Genomic DNA, 18,214 nt, shown 5'->3' with positions numbered 1-18,214 from the left:
ATGACCATGACTCCCGATGAAGCCGCATGGTTCGCGGAAAGCTTCAACAGGCTCGTGACCAACGTCGAGCAAATACTGCTCGGTAAAACCTTCGTGGTGCGCCTGGGCTTCACCGCGCTGCTGAGCGAAGGCCACCTGCTGCTCGAGGACTACCCGGGAACGGGCAAGACTTCGTTCGCTCGCGCGATCGCGCAAAGCGTCTCAGGAACGACGAACCGCATCCAGTTCACGCCCGACCTGCTGCCGGGCGACATCACTGGTGTAAGCATCTTCGACCAGCGCGACAACGAGTTCGAATTTCACCCCGGACCGATTTTTGCCAACATTGTGCTTGCCGATGAGATCAACCGCGCAAGCCCCAAAACTCAGGCCGCGCTGCTTGAAGTAATGGAAGAAGGGCAAGTTACTGTCGACGGCATCTCCCACCCTGTTGGCGCGCCCTTCATAGTGATCGCCACCCAAAACCCGATCGAGCAAGCCGGAACCTACCGTCTGCCCGAAGCGCAGTTGGATCGCTTTCTCATGAAGGCATCCATCGGCTACCCGGATCGTGCATCCACACTGCGCATTCTTGATGGTGCAGGAGTAGCGGCGCACTCGGTGAAGATCGACCCAGTGGTCAGCGCAGAGCTCGTTGTAGAAATGGCCCAGCTCGCGCGCACCGTGCACGTGGACCCCACGATCAGTGACTATGTCAGCCGATTGGTCGAAGCAACTCGAAGTGCTACTGAAGTTCGGCTGGGAGTGAGTGTTCGTGGAGCCTTGGCCCTCATGCGTGCAGCCAAGACTCTGGCAGCATCCAACGGTCGACACTATGTTGTGCCCGACGACGTCAAGGCGCTCGCTGAGCCTGTTCTTGCACACCGCCTCGTGATCGATGCCGAGGCTGAGTTCGAAGGGGTAACCGCGTCGAGTGTGATCGCCCAGATTCTGATTGAGAATCCTCCGCCCACAGAACGGCAAGCCGTGTGAGTTCGTTTCTCGAGCGCCCGGCTAAACGAGAGCCGCCTCGACAACCCGCACCGGAGCGCCAGGATCCGAGCGGCGAACGAGCGCGCTCAGAGGCCGGCTTTCCGACAAGCATCCGCGGCCTCGATAACGCTCGCACCCGAATTGTTGGCTACCGTACCGGATTTCTTGCCGACCTGATCGTTAGCGTCGTGCGCTTTGTGGGGCTCGCACGCAGTACCGTTGCTCGCTACGCAGAGCGCATCACGTCCGTTATGACACCGCTGGGCTGGATCGTTCTCGCGCTGATTCCGACAACTCTGATCGCCGGCTATGCGATTGCCTGGATGGAGCTCATTGTCGTCGGCTATGCCTGTATCGCAGTCGCGCTCATGGCAGCAATTTTTCTCTTCGGTCGCAGTCCGCTAGCGATCAGTCTTCACGTGGATCGCCAGCGTGTAGTCGTCGGTGAAGCAACCAGTGGCGAGGTACGTGGAATCAACTCCGGCAAACGCCGCAGTCTTGGAGTCGTCGCCGAAATACCAATTGCAGAGACCTTTGCCGAGGCGGTGCTTCCGAGCATTCGGCGGGGCGGTTCTGCAGCCCATGAATTTCCCATCCCGACACATCGCCGCGGGGTCATTTCTGTTGGCCCTGTGCGCACTGTGCGTGCTGACCCGGTGGGGCTCGTGCGTCGCGAACTTGTGTGGACTGAGTCCACAGAAGTTTTTGTTCACCCGCGCACCATCAGCATCCCGAGTGTCAGCACCGGACTTATTCGAGACCTTGAGGGAAACCCGACAAAGGATCTCGCCAACAACGACATCTCTTTTCACGCCCTGCGCGAGTATCTCCCGGGGGACGAACGGCGCAACATCCACTGGAAAACTACCGCCCGAACCGGCCGGTACATGGTGCGCCAGTTCGAAGAAACTCGGCGCAGCCACCTCGTGATCGCGCTGAGTTTGGCAACCGCCGACTACGCGAGCGAATACGAGTTCGAGATGGCCGTGAGCGTTGCGGGATCTCTTGGCGCCCAAGCTATTCGTGATGCCCGCACCGTGACCATCGTCGCGAGCGAGCAAACCCCGCAGTTTGCTAAGCGCAAAATTTTTGCCGTGCGCGCGTTGTCGACGCTGACAGGCACGCGACTGCTCGATGACCTCACGCGGGTGCAGAGTGCTGAAACGGCGCTGCGACTTGTGGATGTTGCGCGCGTCACCTCCGAGCAGACAAATGAGGTGTCTGTCGCATTCCTTATATGCGGTTCTCCGGTTACCTCGCAGCAGCTGCGTGCCGCGTCGACGAAGTTTGCTGCAAACGTGGAAGTTGTCGCGATTGTGTGCGACCAAGAAACGGTTCCTGGGTTGCGCCGTGTTGCCGGATTGAGCGTGCTGACGATTGGCTACCTTGAGGATCTCAAGCGGGCGCTCGCGCGATCGGCGGCAGTATGACTCGCACAGTCTCGCGTTCATTTGTCGTTGTTACCGGAGCACTTCTCTGGCTGGCAATCGCGCTTGCATCGGCAGCACTCTGGCCGATCTATCGCAGCTCCGCGCTGATCACCCTCATTGCGGTGAGCATGATTGCTGGTTCTCTCGTAGCGATAGTTTCACTGTGGAGAAAGTGGTCGTTTGTTACGACTGCGCTGGCCACGTTCCTTGTTTTTCTTGTAATCGGAGTGCCGATTGCGGTGCCGTCCGAGACTCAGTACTCGGTGCTGCCCACAGTGACGGGATTTATCGATCTGGTGTTCGGCATCGCTCTCGGTTGGAAGCAACTTCTCACGATTTCGCTACCGGTGGGCAGTTATCAGGCGTTGCTCGTGCCCGCCCTAGTTCTGGTCCTGACTGCGACGATTATCTCTCTCGGCACCGCATTTCGCACGAGGGTTCCTGAATTATCGGTGATTCCGCCGGTCGTTGTGTTCCTGGCGGCAGTGGCGTTTGGGCCCACCTACCCTGACCGGCCAATAACCCTAGCGATTGCGCTGTTGGTTGTTGTTGCGCTCACTCTGGTGTGGTTTCGGTGGCGACGCCGACGTGACACTGTCAACGCTCTCGAGGCGGCAATGGATACGGATGGTGTCGCCAGACGCAAACGAGAGTTCGGTTTTGCTGGGGCGCGCACAGTGATTAGTGCGATTGTCATCTTGGTGATAGCTGCAAGCGTTGCAGTAGGCGTCGCGAGCGCACTGCCGCCGAAGAATGACCGCTCAGTTTTGCGCACCGCCATTGTTGAGCCCTTTGATCCGCGCGATTATGTGAGCCCGCTCTCTGGGTTTAGGCGCTACTGGCAGCCAAGCACAGCGAATTCGGTGCTGTTCGAAGTCTCCGGCATTCCACTGGGCACCCACGTCAGGCTTGCAACTCTTGATAGCTACGACGGCGTCGTTTACGCAGTAGGCAGCGGTCGGGTTACCAGTGCATCCGGATCATTTGCTCGCGTTCCGTCCCGCTTTGACCAGTCGGATGTCGACGGCACTTCAGTCGCAATGACGATCACGATCGCAGACTACTCGGAAGTCTGGGTGCCAACAGTCGGGCTATTCGAAGAGATCGATTTCGATGGTGCGCGAGCCTCTGAGCTTCGTGATTCTCTCTACTACAACAAGGTTTCAGGCACCGCTGCCGTGATAGATGGCCTCAGGAATGGCGATAGCTACACCTTCGAGGGCGTAATTCCTGTCCAGCCCAGCGCCGAAGAAATCTCGACACTCACCCCCGGCACCGCAGAGGTGCCTCCCATCGGTGTGTCGCCCGATGAACTCACCGAAAAGTTAGACCAATATGTGCGCGGCATAACGGTACCGGGGGAGCGTCTTGCCGCAATGCTCGCTGGGCTCGCCGCCGACGGCTACGTGAGTCATGGTGTGGGTGTGGATGAACCAGCAAGCAGATCCGGACACGCAGCGGATCGTGTGGCCGAGCTGTTCACGGAGCCACGCATGATTGGCGATGGAGAGCAGTACGCGGTTGCGGCATCCATCATGGCAAACGGGCTTGGTTTTCCCAGCCGAGTCGTGCTCGGATTTGTTACCTCTGACCAGCAGATTCGTGGCAATGACGTCAGCGCATGGATCGAAGTCAATACGGCAAAATACGGCTGGGTCGCTCTTGACCCGAACCCGCCGCTGCGCGAAATCCCGGATGAGGATCCCGACGACACCGCACAGGTTGCGCGCCCACAAACGGTCGTGCAACCTCCTGAGATTGAGTCCGACACTCTCAACCGGCAATCGAATCCGGATAGCGAGCAGGCCCTCCAGCCTGACCTCGACCCCTTCCTGCAGGCGGTGCTCGCTGTTCTGCGAGCCGTCGGTTGGAGCCTGCTCGTGCTTATAGTGCTTGCGGCACCATTCTTGTTGATCATCGTAGCGAAAGTGCGGCGACGACTCTTGCGTCGACGGGCCGACTCCACAGTGGAGCAGATCAGTGGTGGCTGGCAAGAATTTGAAGACTCACTACTTGACCATGGCTACTCGCCACCACCGTCAGGAACCCGAACGGAAGTCGCTGCGGTTGTGCAAGCACCCGCGGCACATGATCTTGCGGTGCACGCTGACCGCGCAATTTTCTCCGGAGCTGATCCGAAGTCAGACGAGGTAGATGCGTTCTGGACGAACGTTACCGATCTCGAAAATCAGCTCCACACTGGACTGACGCGTTGGGCGCGGTTCACAACCAAAATATCACTACGCTCGCTCGGCGGTTATAGTGTCTCAAGTCTGTTTAAGCGATAGAGGACTACCCGTGATTTGTTCTTTCTGCGCGACGCAACTGCCCGCCGATGCTGTCTACTGTGCCGAGTGTGGGCGGCGAGCGATGTCCCGACGCGCCCGCCGGAATGCTAACGCAGCCCCAAACAGGTCGCAGTTTGCGCGGTCAAAACGCGCTGAAAAGAAGGCTCAGGTTGCGGCTCTACTGGAGGCGCGACGCCGTCGCCCGACCGAAACTAGCGAGCCCACCGAAGCCACCCAGGCTGTCGAAACCACCCAGGCGACCGAGGCAGCTAGCCCGACTCTGACCTCATCAGCTGACGTCATTCCCACTGCGACGGCAGCGCCTCCTGCGCATGATGGGCTTGTGTCCAGTGCTGACGAGGTGTCGACCGCTATCGACGCTGATGCTCTCGATGCAACGCACGAATCATCGGTGTCTGGCGTCGACGCTCGTTACAGCTCTGAGCCCGTGCACGCAGCATCCGCCCCGACTGCTTTGCAGCTGGGCGAGCCGCTAGTTCTTTCGCAAGCTGCCAGCGATACCGGCCCGTCGGTTCGGGTGGCGGAGTCCGCAGAGTCAGTGGAACCGGCAAAGTCATCGGTAGGGTTATCGGACTCGGTGCGCGCTGATGAATTGTGGGCCCACGACGTCGGCGATTTCCCCAGCAGCACTCGCGAGGAGACGGAGACCGTCCCGTACGACGAGGACGGCCGGTACGATGAAGTCTTGCCGTTTGACGAAGACGGCCCCTATGACGAGGTAGCCAACCCCGCGGCTCTTACTCTTGACGCACCCGCCATGGAACAGCCTGTGCGCAGAGAAGCTAACACGGTGACGGACGAAGGTTGGCGCGACCTTCCTGCGCCAAATCCTCAAGAGATTGCCTGGCCCAATTCAGGCGCTGCGTCAGCGGACGAGCCAACAACCGCCGAGCATGCTCTTGCGGATACTGCGGCGACCGCGACGGAAGCTGAAGACCCATCCGAGGTCGACGATGATGCGGGGGATCCATCCGAACGTGAGCCGGAAGCCGAGTCCGAGTCCGAGTCCGACTCCGAGCCGGAACCCGAGCCCGCACCGGAACCCAAGTCGGAAGCACTCGTTGAGCCCGAACCTCTGGTTGAGCCTTTGCCTCTCCCGCGCTCTCCATTTGAGCCAGATCTGAGCAAGGTCGGCCGGACCGAAGCGGTCGCCCCCATCCAGGAACGTTCCCCGGTTAAGTCGGTTCGCCCGCTCGGGGACGAGCGGGTCTTCACGACGGCAGGCAGGCTGAGGGCATCCGCATTCGCGCCTGTGGCATCCGAGCGTGTGAGCGACCAGCCCGCGCCCGCGACGGCAGCAGGTGACCCAGAGTCGGAGGCGGCTTCCCCGAGCGGAACTGCGCCACGTGTATCCGAAAGTTTCGGTGCTCAACCGCGCGGTGCCGTGACTAGACACGCTGATGCCCTGAACACAACTGATGCTGCTGCGAGTGTTGATGCAGCTCCGCATGCACCCTTGGCTGTGTCGACGTCGACTGACGCAGTGTGCGCGCAGTGTGATGCGTCGCTCTCGGAGTCCGATATCTTCTGCGGATCTTGTGGGTTCGTTAAACACGGAGTTGGGCCAACCGCCCGCACGGTCAGCGCGCCCGTACTCGACCCGTTCCCGTGGGGAACGCCAACCGTGCGCGCCAGCACCGTCGAAGAAGCGCCCGAGGCAGACTCCGCCGTGCTGGAAGACGATGCAGTAACCCCCGAGCACCCTGAGCCCGTCGAGCCCGATCAGAGCTCCGAACCGGACGTACACGGCGAGCAGGATAGCGCTACGGCGATCGGCGGCACTGACGACGCCGTTGGGACTCCGGTTGCCGGTGAGCCCGCGACTGAGCCTGAACCTGAAACCGAGTCCTCGAGTTTGACCGCAGCGTCGGCATCCACTCCGGACAGTGCAAGCGACTCGATCGAGGCCTCAGATCCGGTCCCGGCCGCTCAAGATGATCGCGATGGGACAGTCGCTGAGTTCGAGCGACTCCGCGCTGTGCCCTGCCCGACCGACAGCGACGACGAAGCTGTCGCCGACGACGTGCACACGCCGACAACTGGCGATGAGGCCGGTGCGACTCCAGATCTCTCGGTTCTCGCACCCCCACCGATGTCTCATCACCGCGTTGAGCTGCCGATTGTTTCTGATGATGAAGATATCGAAGACACTCGGATCGTGGAACGAAGCGTCTCTGGAACGCGTTTTGTGCTGCAGTTCAGCACCGGTGACAGCGTGATAGTGACGGGCACAGGACTCGTAGGGCGTAATCCGATTCCGGAGCCGTCCGAGAAGTTCGACATTCTGGTTCCGATTACGGATCCCAGTAAATCCGTATCCAAAACTCACCTTGAGTTTGGTCAGATGGCGGGTGCGTTCTGGATTAGCGACCGATTCTCAGGCAACGGGACTGTTGTGCGAGAGCCCGGCGGGGAAGCAAAACGGTGCGAGCCAGGTAAGCGCTACCGAGTAATGCGTGGCACGCGCGTCGAGGTTGGCGAGCAGTTCTTCATCGTTAGCTAGCCTCAGCGCTAGCTAATGTCAGGGCGAAGCCTCCCTCACAGCTGTCAGCACACGCAGTCTTTCCACCGCTAGCGGTGAGCACGGTTTCTGGATGCCACTTGCTGGTGGAGTAGGCCTGTGACCGAATCCCGCACCAACGACCCACACATCACCCTGCCGACGGCGCCGCAGCCAGCCGCGCCGTTTCGTTTTCCGGTCGTCGCGGCAATAGTGCCGGTCGTTGCATCTTTGGCGATCTGGTTGATCACAGGATCCACATTTGCGCTCATTTTTGCGGCGTTAGGGCCGCTGGCCGCAACAGGAAGTTATATTGATTCGCGCGTTTCTACACGCAAGAAACTGCGAGCCGAAGCCGCACGTTTCTCGCACGATATGTCAACGACACACTCGGCAATCGAGGCATACCACCGGCGCGAAAGTGGTGACCTCGCTGAGTGCACACCGCCGGCAATCGTTGTGGTGCGAGACGCGCACACGGATTCGTCTCGATGGATGCGAGAACCCCACGATGTGCTGCCGGTGCACCTCGGCTACGGCAGCGTGCGCAGCAATCTCGTTATCGACCGGGCAGGGTCTCATGACCGCGTGGATTCAACAATCGACGAACACTATCAGCGACTTACCAATCAGGCATCCACTCTGCAGGGTGCCCCCATCGCGGTGAATGCTCGACTCGGCATCGCAATTTTTGGCAACGAGCTGATTGCGCTCTCGTTGGCCCGAGCGTTGGCAATACAGCTGGCTCGCACTCTCGCTCCGACGACAAGTTGGGTGAGACTGCGCGGCGTCTTCAGCGCAGAACAGTGGGGTTCACATCTTCCCCATCGCGTATTGCGTTCAGATGGTGGGGCGGATGCGGCTAACACGGGTCACGAGCGCGCTAGCGTGCACTGGGGGCAGCTGGGAGACGATACGCCGAGCGTATCGATCAGTGTCGTCACGAATGAACAGCAGGCGCCAAGCGGGCACCGGATCGTCATTCGTGCCAGCGGCGATGCAGTTGCCGTTGTTGGTCATCCTGACAAGCATCAGCGACGCGAATTTGAGCCATCATTCCTCGGTCGCGAACAAGCCCTGGTGTGGGCGCTCGCGGCGCACGAGATCGCCTCCAGAGATGGTTTAGCGACCAGCGACGGTACTGTGCCCGACTCGCTCGAATTCCAAGAACTTCTGGCCCAACTCGGCCCCGTCACCGAGCCGATGGCCGAGCGCGCCCACTCGCTTGAGAGCAGGCCTGCAGTGGGCGCGAATGGTCGAACCATGGTCGATCTCGTGGCAAACGGACCGCACGCCGTCGTTGGTGGCACCACAGGGAGTGGCAAGAGCGAACTGCTTATCTCGTGGGTTCTCGCAATGGCTGCCGAATCATCGCCCGACGACGTCACGTTCCTTCTCGTCGATTTCAAGGGTGGCTCAGCGTTCACTCACCTTGCCGAACTTCCGCACACTGTCGGAATCATCACCGACCTCGATGAGACAGCAGCCAGTCGAGCGTTCGCGAGCCTCCGTGCAGAACTACAGCACCGGGAACGCGCACTCGCGCGGGCAGGCGCGAGAGACATCTCTGAGCTAGACGCCGTTCCGCGGTTGGTGATCGTCGTCGACGAGTTTGCAGCGATGATGGCGGATTACCCGCAGCTTCACGCACTATTCAGCGACATTGCAGCCCGTGGTCGCTCACTCGGTGTGCACCTCATCCTGTGCACCCAACGACCCTCGGGGGTGGTGCGAGATGCGCTGCTTGCAAACGCCGATCTACGGATCTCACTGCGCGTCAACAATGCGGCCGACAGTTCCGCGGTGATCGGCAGCGACCGCGCCGCCGAGCTTCCCGCACGAGCAAAAGGTCGCGCGTGGGTCGCTCATGGCTCGTCCTCTGCAGAGCTAGCGCAGTTCGCGCTTGCCACTCCTGGCGACGTGCTGGCCGTCGCGGAGCGATGGCCAGCAACCTATAGCCCCCGACGGCCCTGGTGCCAACCGCTCTCCGAACACGTTCCCCTCGCCACCGTCACGGAACTCAGCAGCGCGCGTTCCAAACGCGACGAAGTCAAGCAGCAGAGTGCACCGAACTCGCATCACCCGAGCGACGTCTGGGGTGTGCCGAATAGGTCTGATGGCGACACAGTGTTCTTTGGGCTCACAGACCTGCCAGATGAACAGAGGCAGGGCGTAGCCGAATGGTCACCATCGGGTGACGGCAATGTGCTCATCTTGGGCGCCCCCGGCAGCGGAAAGAGCGTAGCGATCGCAACGATCGCCGCTGCAGCCTCCGCACAAGCAGCCGCATCGAGCAACATCATCAACCCCACAGCGGCCGCCACGCGGCCTCTCGCAGACACAGAGGCAGGCGTCCGGGTTGTAACTGGGGGACTCGAACCCGCAGGATTCTGGGACACCCTTGCTGACTTGCACAGTAAACTCGACCAGGCAGGGGTACGCGGGCACCCCTCGCTTCGAACGCTGTTGGTGATCGATGACCTCGATGCGATCGTTTCGCGGTTCGAAGACGACTACCGTGCCGCCGTACTCGACCGACTCGTACGATTACTGCGTGAAGGACCAGCGCGCAAAATTTGGGTAGCCGCGAGTGCTCAACGCATCACGCCCGCATTGCAATCACTAGCCCAACTCATGCCAAACACTCTGAGGCTTCGGTTTGGGAGCAAACAAGAGTTCGTGCTTTCTGGCGGAACCTCCGCCGACTTCAACGCCGCGCTGCCGCCCGGAGGCGGGCTTTGGAAAGGAGTACGAGTGCAAATAGCGCTGAGCGACACTTACCCTCCACTTCCGAGGCCGGCAGCAGTCGCAATGCTCAGCCACGCCGAAAATCTCGCCATCGCCAGCAGCCGCCCGGCAGCAACCACAGCCGCGTTCACGGCCGCAGGCTGGCAGGTTCGCTCCCTCGATGGGGCGCCGGGTTCCGAACGCGAACTGCTCATCACTGACGCTGCTCGCCCGATAGCCATCATCGGATCAATCGATGAATGGCAATCCCGCTGGGGCGCGCTAACGCTATTGAGAGCGCAGGCCACTACCCTGCTCGACGGCTGCAACCTCAGCGACTACCGTCAACTCGCGCGCACGCGCGAGCTGCCGCCCCCGCTTTCTTCAGGCTTAGGCCACTACTGGAGAGTCACCGAAGACGGAGCAGGCAGGGTGCGGTTGCCACCAGCTAGCGCAGCGCATCCTCAAGACGTGACTGCGTGAGACCGTGAGCTAAGGCAACATTCGCATTCACTGCGGTGCCACCGAACGTGTTCAGCCCCAGTGCCAAAGCAGAATCAGCAGAAAGTGCTGGGCGCCAACCCAAGTTCGCAATGGCACGCACGTAAGGCATGGTGGCGTTGGTCAAGGCATGCGTTGACGTATGAGGTACCGCGCCTGGCATATTCGCCACGCAGTAGAACACCGAACCGTGCACCGAGAAAGTGGGATCAGCGTGTGTCGTGGGCCGGGAGTCTGCAAAACAGCCGCCCTGATCAACCGCAATGTCAACCAGAACGCTGCCCGGCTTCATTTGCGACACCAACTGATTGCTCACAAGCTTGGGAGCCTTCGCGCCAGGAATCAAAACAGAACCAATCACCAAATCGGCGGTCAAAAGTGCACGCTCGATCTCGAAAGCATTCGATGCAATCGTCTTGATGCGACCCGCATACAGAGCATCCAGTTCCCGCAGACGCTGAATGTTGGTGTCAAGAACTGTCACCTGGGCTCCGAGACCCACAGCGACAGAAATAGCACTCGTGCCGGCTACACCTCCACCGAGAACGACGATCTCCGCAGGGTGAGTTCCAGGAACTCCCGGCACCAGCATCCCCGGCCCCCCGTTGGGCTTGAGCATGACGTTGGCTCCCACAATTGCTGATAAGCGGCCAGCAACTTCACTCATCGGAGCCAGCAGCGGCAACGCACGCGAAGGAAGCTGAACAGTCTCATACGCGATCGACGTGACCTTCGCGTCGAGCAACGCGCGGGTGAGTTCTTCTTCAGCGGCCAAGTGCAAATACGTGAAAAGAACGAGATCATCCCGGAAGTACTGATACTCCGAAGCGACCGGCTCCTTCACCTTCAACAAGACGTCGGCTGATGCCCAGGTGCTCGCAGCATCCGGAGAAAGTGTGGCCCCCGCTTCAACATATTGCTCATCGGTAATAGACGAGCCAAGGCCAGCACCAGACTGCACGAGCACCTCGTGTCCATGTGCGACTAGGTCGTGCACCCCTGCTGGGGTGATCGCGACACGGAACTCGTTGTTTTTGACTTCGGTGGGAACAGCAATCCTCATAAACCAGAGCGTACCTGCGCGGTACCCGAATTGGGCACAATAATGGCGCGAATCTGATGGCAAAACATGGAATTGTTGCCACGCGCCCATAAATCCCCCTCCTAACTGGGGCTACAACTACCCAAACTGCGCTCACTACCATCGGGGTAATTGGTGGGGCGAAGGAGAAACTGTGACGAGACCACTTCTGCAGGATCCAGCGATCCAGCAGCTAGTGCTGCAGGCGAAGCAATCTCAACTCAGCCGCAGACGGCTATTGCAGGGAGCAGGGCTTGGCGTATCCGCGCTAGCTCTTGCAGCATGTGCCGCACCAGACGGCTCGAGTGCTATTGATATATCTGAAAGTGACAGCTCGCTCGTATGGGCAAGTTGGCCGTCGTACATCGACGAAGACCTCAGCGGTCACTCCGCAACGCTCAAAGAATTCACGAAGCAGTCAGATATCAGTGTGGAGTACCGCGCCGTTGTCAAAGACAATGTCGGCTTCTACTTGACGATGAAGGACCAACTCGCACTGGGGAAGCCCACGGGGGCCGACGTCATCGTTGTCAGCGACTGGATGGCTGCGCGCCTCATTAGGTTCGGTTACGCACAAAAGTTCGATTCAGAGAACATCCCCAACAAAGCGAACCTCAAGAAGGAACTCGCGCAACCAGCCTTCGACCACGGCCGCGAATATTCGCTGCCGTGGCAAAGCGGATTCATTGGCCTAGCCTGGAACGCCGAGGAATACCCCCAGGGACTTGAGTCTGTTGAGCAATTGTGGCGAGACGACCTCAAAGGCAAAGTAGTTGTGCTCGCAGAAATGCGACACACGATCGGCATGCTGTTGCTCGGCCACGGTGTAGATATTTCCGAAGAAAATTGGGGAATCGAAGAGTTCAAGAAGGCGAGCGCGGTGCTTGAGACACACCTCGCCTCACGACACATTCTTGGCGTTATGGGCAGCGATTACATCGACACGTTCAGGTCGGGTGAGGCGCTCGCCGGGTTCGCTCGGGCCGGCGATATCGCTGTGCTCAACGCTCAGGCGGGTTACGAGAAGTACAAGTTCTTACTCCCCGAATCACGGGGAACCTTCTTTACCGACTCGTTGGTTATCCCTGCAGGAGCTCAGCAGAAAACTAACGCCGAGAAGCTCATGAACTTCTACTACGACCCCGCGGTTGCGACAGAAGTTGTGCAGTGGATTCAGTGTGTGAGTCCTGTTGAGGGAACGCTCGAATATGCAATCGAGAACTATCCGAGTTTGGCCAAGAACCAGTTCACGTTCCCGGATGACGCTGCGATGTCACGTGCGAGCAGCTTCCGAACCCTCAGCTCAAACGACGATCAAGCGTTCAATGCAGAGTTCCGCCGCGTCACCGGCGAGGGCTAGGCCGCCGACAAACACGCAGGGCCCCTAGACGAGTTGATAGCGCAGCTCGCCGACCGGCAAGCCTCGACCTAGGACCTTTTCAGTGGTCGAGGCAAGCACTGCGGCAGCAGCATCTGCATCAATTGCGCCCGCGTCAGCGAGCAACGACAGACCGACCGGCAAGAGCGGGCGGATCGAGCCGTCAAGAATTTTTAGGGTAACGGTGGTGCCATCGGGGGCCGCCGCAATGAGAACGCCCTCGGCACCCCGCTTGGCGATAATGCCCAGCGCATCCATCGCTTCGGCCACCTGGGGCATGTCGAGCCCCCACGCGTGTGCCCTAATCGCGCTGACGAGGGCGTGGGAGTACTGGTCGCTTTCGGAGGTGGCAGTAACCACGCGCTGGATGGCGGTGGCCAGAGAAGTGAGACTCATGGCGAAGACTGGAGCGCCGCATCCATCGATTCCCTCGTGCGCCAACTCGGTGCCCGTGAAGTCGACAACAGTCTCGCGAATTCGAGCTTGCAGCGGATGGTCGTGCTCCAAGTAACTCTCGAGCGGCCAGCTATTGACAACACAGGCAGCCAGGAAGCTCGCTTGTTTGCCTGAACAGTTCATCGCGAGCCGAGTAGGAGCGTCGGCTGCGCGCCGAGCATCCGAATCTGCCGGCCAGTCAGGAGGGCAGCGCAGATCGTCAGCACTAAGACCGTAGGCGGCGAGGGTCGATGCTGCGACATCTTGGTGGCGCTGGCTGCCGGTGTGGCTTGCGCTGGCAAGCACTAGTTGTTCGTCGGTGAGTGTCACTCCTGAGCGCAGCACCGTGACGGCTTGCATCGGTTTGAGAGTGGAGCGCGGGTAGATGAGCGCGTCGGGGTTGCCGAGTCGACGCAGTTCGCTGCCGTCTGGGGCAAGCACGACTGCTGCGCCAAGGTGACGGGACTCGATCATTCCTGACCGCTCGAGCACGGCCAGTTGCGCAGTGTCGTCGACGGTAAGGGCATTGGCTGGGCTCGAAGAAGCTACATTCACCATCCCACGCTAGCTGCATCCCAGCGCTTTGCCGCGATGGCTCGAACGAACTCTGGGGACTCGGTCATTCCCAAGCTGGAACGCTACGGTGGAGTCGCGCGTGGCAGTGCGACTATGTACTGCGGTCGTTCGCGTTGGGCTGGATGCAGGCGAGGGAGATTCTGATGAATATCGACCACAACTTTGAGGTGCGGCTCGAATGGTCGGGCAACCTTGGTGAGGGCACTCGCGAGTACCGCGGGTACTCCCGCCACAATGAGATAACTGCCATCGGCAAGCACAGCATCGATGGCTCAAGCGCTCGCGTCTTCCACGGTTCTGCCGACCGATGGAATCCGGAGGAACTGCTCATTGCGGCCCTCAGCCAGTGCCACATGTTGAGCTACCTGCATGTGGCGGTCAGTCGGGGAATCGTGGTTACTGCCTACCACGACGAGGTCTCGGGCACGATGAAGCAGACCGACAACGGGGGCGGGCATTTCACCTCGGTGACCCTTCGGCCCGTCGTGACGATCTCGGCAGGCAACGTTGACGATGCCATGGATGCACACGCCGAAGCTAGTCAGAAGTGCTTCATCGCGTCATCCGTCAACTTTGCGGTTCTTCACCAGCCACGCATCATCGTTGAGGACTAGCAGCCTGTCACGACTCGCTGACTCTCGCAGATAGCGAGGCGAGCGGCGATTCCACACGCTACACACAGCAACAGTGCGGGAGGATTGCTGTTTCTTGTTGTTGCTGTGAAAGGTTCCTGTGCGTAAAGCGATTCCGTTAATCTTTGCCCTCGGCGTTGTGGTGTCTCTTGCCGCATGTGCTCCCACCGACTCGACGACGGCTGGGCGGTCGGATGATTGCACGGAGACAGCTTCCGGCTCTGCTTCGAATGCTATTGAAACCAGCGGCGACTTCGCTAGCAAACCGACAGTGAAAATTGACTTCCCGACTGATGTCGCGGAGACCGAGCGTTCGGTCGCGATCAAGGGTGACGGCGATCAGCTCGCGGTCGAACGAGCGAAGGCTAACGTGTACTTCACGCTGTACAGCGGTGCCACGGGTGAGGAACTTTCGACGTCAACGACGTACGACGAGGCTGGCATTGCCCCGTTTCCCGTTGATGTCGAGCTGCTCCCCGCCGGCTTAGTCAAGACGCTCCAGTGCTCGACTGCCGGTTCGCGTGTAGTTGGAGTAGTTCCGCCTGAGGAGTCCTTCGCCGACGCTGCCGCACGTGAGCAGCTTGGTGTTGCCGCCGACGACGACATCGTTTTCGTTATTGACGTAATTTCGGTTGATGCCCCGGCTGACCCGGCGCTTCCGCGTGCAGATGGCGAAGATCAGCCTGCAGTTGATGGGCTACCAACGGTTGAGCTTGACGACGACGGTCGCCCGACGATCACTATTCCGTCAACTGATCCGCCCTCAGAACTCGAGGTTGCTGTCCTTAAGCAGGGCGACGGCGCGACGGTTGAAGAGAACTCAGATGTCGTTGTTCACTACGTGGGCATGAACTGGACTACAGGAGAAATTTTCGACGAGAGCTGGGCTCGCGGCGAACCGTCAACGTTCAACACCGGACAGGTCGTTTCAGGTTTCAAAACTGCGCTTGAGGGCCAAAAGGTTGGCTCGCAGATCATCGCAGTGCTGCCCCCCAGCGAAGGCTATGGGGAGGCCGGAAGCGAGGGTGCGGGAATCAGCGGCACTGACACAATCGTTTTTGTTGTCGATATTCTCGGCCTCGGCTAGTCTCGCTCGTCATTCGCGCACATTTGTGCGGGGTCGCTAAGGTTGCGGAATGCGCAAGATAATTCTGCTTGGTTCGACCGGGTCAATCGGCACGCAAGCGCTTGACGTGATCGACGCGAATCGCGATCGGTTCGATGTAGTCGGGCTGGCCGCGGGCTCGAATCGCGCACTTGTTGAAGAGCAGGCTGCGCGATTCGGCGTCGACCATATCGCGTTCGGTGCTGAGCAAGCGGCCCAGCTGGTTCGGGATGTCGCGGCCGATGTCGTCGTCAACGGCATCACCGGTTCGGTGGGTCTTGGGCCTACGCTCGCGGCGCTCGATTCAGGTGCAGTGCTGGCTTTGGCCAACAAGGAGAGCCTGATCGTCGGCGGCGATTTGGTGATGTCGCGGGCCAAGCCTGGGCAGATTGTTCCCGTTGATTCCGAGCATTCTGCGATCGCGCAGGCGCTGAAATCGGGGGAGCATTCTGAGGTGCGTCGACTTGTCTTGACAGCATCCGGGGGTCCCTTCCGCGGTCGTACCCGTGATTCGCTGCGCGAGGTGACTCCGCAAGAAGCGCTGGCGCACCCGACCTGGGACATGGGTCTCGTAATCACTACGAATTCCTCAACCCTCGTAAACAAGGGACTAGAGGTCATTGAGGCGCACTTACTGTTCGATGTGCCGTTCGACCGCATCACGGTCACGGTGCATCCGCAGTCGATTGTGCACTCCATGGTGGAGTTCGTGGATGGATCCACTATCGCCCAGGCGAGCCCACCCGATATGCGCCTGCCGATTTCTCTCGCGCTGGATTGGCCTCACCGCGTTGCTGGTGTCGGCGCCCCTCTGGACTGGACTACTGCGAGCACGTGGAACTTTGAGCCGCTCGACAGCGAAGTTTTCCCGGCCGTTGAGATGGCAAAGGCTGTCGGCGCTGCCGGTCTCACCTATCCCGCAGTGTTCAACGCAGCCAACGAACAGGCAGTCCTCGCATTCCACGCGGGCGCCATCGGCTACCTCGACATCCTGGATGTTGTTGAGCAGGTTGTGCAGAGTCATGAGGCGACAGAGTTGAGCCTTGACGCGCTGCACGATGCTGAAACGTGGGCCCGCCGCGAAGCAGATTCGGTAGTAGTGACGCGTCGTTGAGGCACAGATAACCCCCAGTGTGAGGTAGTTCTGTTGCTTCCACAGCACCGGCACAGGTCGGCGTCGGCGCTCGTGGCTAGTCTTAGCGGGTGGAAAACGTGCTTTTGTATATTCTCGGCATTCTAGTTGTCGTGGTCGGCCTTGCTGTGTCGATCGGTCTGCACGAGATCGGTCACCTACTGCCGGCAAAGCTCTTTGGCGTGCGCGTTAGCCAATACATGATCGGTTTCGGACCGACTCTGTTCTCGCGCAAGCGCGGTGAGACGGAGTATGGCGTCAAGGCGATTCCACTCGGCGGCTACATTGCGATGGCTGGCATGTACCCGCCTGGCAAGGCGAACGACAAAGGTCGCACCGCTACGACGGGTATTTTTCAGTCCTTGGTTCAGGATGCTCGCACCGCGAGTGCTGACACCCTGGTTGATGTCGACGAGTCGCGGGCTTTCTATAGTTTGCCAGTGTTCAAGCGAGTCATCATCATGCTCGGCGGTCCGTTGATGAACCTCCTCATCGGAATCGTGATGTTTGCGATTCTCTTTATGGGTTTTGGCGTCGCGCAGTCCACTACGACGATCAGCAGTGTCTCTGAGTGTGTGATCCCGGCTACTGCAGAGCGCCAAACATGTGAGAGCACTGATCCGGCAGCACCGGGCTTCGCCGCAGGAATGCTCCCGGGTGACCGACTGGTGTCAATGGATGGCGAGCCGGTGGAGACATGGGCTGAAGCTACCGAGTACATTCGGGCTGCTGCTGGCACGGAGTTGTCGGTGGTCGTGGAGCGAGATGGAGCCGAGGTCACGCTTGTGACCGAGCCGCTGCTCACCGAACGTTACGTTTACGACGATCGCGGACAGATTGCAGAAAACGCGGATGGCGACCCCCGGACCGAAGAGTACGGTTTCCTGGGAATCGGCTCAGCCGTCGAGACCGTTCAGCAGCCGGTGACCGCGGTTCTGCCTGCGGTTGGTGAGAACGTTGTGGCCGTTACCAACGTGATCGTAAACCTTCCCCAGCGCATGGTCGACGTTGCCGCTGCCGCCTTCGGCCCTGGTGACCGCGATCCGACCGGTCCGATCGGTGTGGTCGGCGTCGGTCGTATTGCTGGGGAGATTGCGAGTCTCGATTCGGCTCCGGTCGCTGATCGGGTTGCATCGCTGATCGGGCTCATCGGCTCCCTCAACGTGGCGCTGTTTGTCTTCAACCTGGTGCCACTGATGCCCCTAGACGGCGGTCACGTCGCGGGTGCGCTCTATGAGGGTATCCGTCGTTTCTTCGCCAAGCTGTTTGGCAAGCCTGATCCAGGCCCGGTCGATACGGCCAAGATCATCCCGTTGACGCTTGTCGTTGTGGTGCTTCTCGGGGCCATGACCCTGCTATTGGTCTACGCAGACATCGTGAAGCCGATCTCGATCTTCTAGCAGCGCCCTCGCGTTTGCACGTATGGGTGTGAACCC

General features: G+C 60.0%; 12 protein-coding genes. 10 read left to right on the top strand and 2 right to left on the bottom strand.

The window, feature by feature from the left end:
• From ACTJJW_RS11180 to ACTJJW_RS11160, 5 genes are all read left to right on the top strand, one after another.
• Positions 1 to 972 (top strand): AAA family ATPase, encoded by a 972-nt coding sequence (locus ACTJJW_RS11180; protein WP_462644680.1) that lies wholly within the window; start codon positions 1 to 3, stop codon positions 970 to 972.
• Positions 969 to 2,402 carry a DUF58 domain-containing protein gene (locus tag ACTJJW_RS11175; RefSeq protein ID WP_462644678.1) on the top strand — a complete coding sequence of 478 codons (1,434 nt, stop codon included), beginning with the start codon at positions 969 to 971 and terminating at the stop codon, positions 2,400 to 2,402. The genes ACTJJW_RS11180 and ACTJJW_RS11175 overlap by 4 nt, the downstream gene beginning before the upstream one ends.
• Positions 2,399 to 4,690, top strand: a complete 2,292-nt coding sequence (locus ACTJJW_RS11170) for a transglutaminase-like domain-containing protein (protein ID WP_462644676.1) — start codon at positions 2,399 to 2,401, stop codon at positions 4,688 to 4,690. Before ACTJJW_RS11175 ends, ACTJJW_RS11170 begins: the two co-directional genes overlap by 4 nt.
• A gap of 82 nt (positions 4,691 to 4,772) precedes the next feature.
• Positions 4,773 to 7,214 (top strand): FHA domain-containing protein, encoded by a 2,442-nt coding sequence (locus ACTJJW_RS11165; RefSeq protein ID WP_462644674.1) that lies wholly within the window; start codon positions 4,773 to 4,775, stop codon positions 7,212 to 7,214.
• A 117-nt stretch (positions 7,215 to 7,331) separates the two neighbouring features.
• Positions 7,332 to 10,421, top strand: a complete 3,090-nt coding sequence (locus ACTJJW_RS11160; RefSeq protein ID WP_462644672.1) for an FtsK/SpoIIIE domain-containing protein — start codon at positions 7,332 to 7,334, stop codon at positions 10,419 to 10,421.
• Here ACTJJW_RS11160 and ald read toward each other — a convergent pair.
• Positions 10,387 to 11,502: an alanine dehydrogenase gene (gene ald / locus ACTJJW_RS11155; protein WP_462644670.1), complete on the bottom strand. Its 1,116-nt coding sequence runs from the start codon at positions 11,500 to 11,502 to the stop codon at positions 10,387 to 10,389. The genes ACTJJW_RS11160 and ald overlap by 35 nt on opposite strands.
• Positions 11,503 to 11,674: 172 nt before the next feature.
• Between ald and ACTJJW_RS11150 the strand changes: the two genes are divergently transcribed.
• Complete coding sequence (locus ACTJJW_RS11150; RefSeq protein WP_462644668.1) at positions 11,675 to 12,880, top strand: ABC transporter substrate-binding protein; 1,206 nt, start codon at positions 11,675 to 11,677, stop codon at positions 12,878 to 12,880.
• A 24-nt stretch (positions 12,881 to 12,904) separates the two neighbouring features.
• Here the strand turns inward: ACTJJW_RS11150 and ACTJJW_RS11145 are convergent, their stop codons facing one another.
• Positions 12,905 to 13,888 (bottom strand): asparaginase, encoded by a 984-nt coding sequence (locus ACTJJW_RS11145; RefSeq protein ID WP_462644666.1) that lies wholly within the window; start codon positions 13,886 to 13,888, stop codon positions 12,905 to 12,907.
• A gap of 164 nt (positions 13,889 to 14,052) precedes the next feature.
• Between ACTJJW_RS11145 and ACTJJW_RS11140 the strand changes: the two genes are divergently transcribed.
• The 4 genes from ACTJJW_RS11140 to ACTJJW_RS11125 all read left to right on the top strand — a co-directional run bounded on the left by ACTJJW_RS11140 (position 14,053) and on the right by ACTJJW_RS11125 (position 18,178).
• Complete coding sequence (locus tag ACTJJW_RS11140) at positions 14,053 to 14,523, top strand: OsmC family protein (protein ID WP_462644664.1); 471 nt, start codon at positions 14,053 to 14,055, stop codon at positions 14,521 to 14,523.
• Positions 14,524 to 14,812: 289 nt separating this feature from the next.
• Positions 14,813 to 15,628 (top strand): FKBP-type peptidyl-prolyl cis-trans isomerase, encoded by an 816-nt coding sequence (locus tag ACTJJW_RS11135; protein ID WP_462644663.1) that lies wholly within the window; start codon positions 14,813 to 14,815, stop codon positions 15,626 to 15,628.
• A 49-nt stretch (positions 15,629 to 15,677) separates the two neighbouring features.
• A complete protein-coding gene (locus ACTJJW_RS11130) occupies positions 15,678 to 16,760 on the top strand; it encodes a 1-deoxy-D-xylulose-5-phosphate reductoisomerase (RefSeq protein ID WP_462644661.1) in 1,083 nt (360 codons plus the stop codon).
• An 89-nt stretch (positions 16,761 to 16,849) separates the two neighbouring features.
• Positions 16,850 to 18,178, top strand: a complete 1,329-nt coding sequence (locus tag ACTJJW_RS11125) for a M50 family metallopeptidase (protein WP_462644659.1) — start codon at positions 16,850 to 16,852, stop codon at positions 18,176 to 18,178.
• Positions 18,179 to 18,214: the final 36 nt, after the last annotated feature.

Source organism: Rhodoglobus galactosidasius, from assembly GCF_054957775.1.
The sequence above is the reverse complement of the archived record's forward strand: the minus strand, read 5'-3'. Positions and strand labels throughout refer to the sequence as shown.

What these genes read in the sequence shown, in the direction of transcription:
- ACTJJW_RS11180 (WP_462644680.1), top strand. Translation starts at nt 1, where the DNA reads ATGACCATGACTCCCGATGAAGCCGCATGGTTCGCGGAAAGCTTCAAC.
- ACTJJW_RS11170 (WP_462644676.1), top strand. Translation starts at nt 2,399, where the DNA reads ATGACTCGCACAGTCTCGCGTTCATTTGTCGTTGTTACCGGAGCACTT.
- ACTJJW_RS11165 (WP_462644674.1), top strand. Translation starts at nt 4,773, where the DNA reads ATGTCCCGACGCGCCCGCCGGAATGCTAACGCAGCCCCAAACAGGTCG.
- ald (WP_462644670.1), bottom strand. Translation starts at nt 11,502, where the DNA reads ATGAGGATTGCTGTTCCCACCGAAGTCAAAAACAACGAGTTCCGTGTC.
- ACTJJW_RS11140 (WP_462644664.1), top strand. Translation starts at nt 14,053, where the DNA reads ATGAATATCGACCACAACTTTGAGGTGCGGCTCGAATGGTCGGGCAAC.
- ACTJJW_RS11130 (WP_462644661.1), top strand. Translation starts at nt 15,678, where the DNA reads ATGCGCAAGATAATTCTGCTTGGTTCGACCGGGTCAATCGGCACGCAA.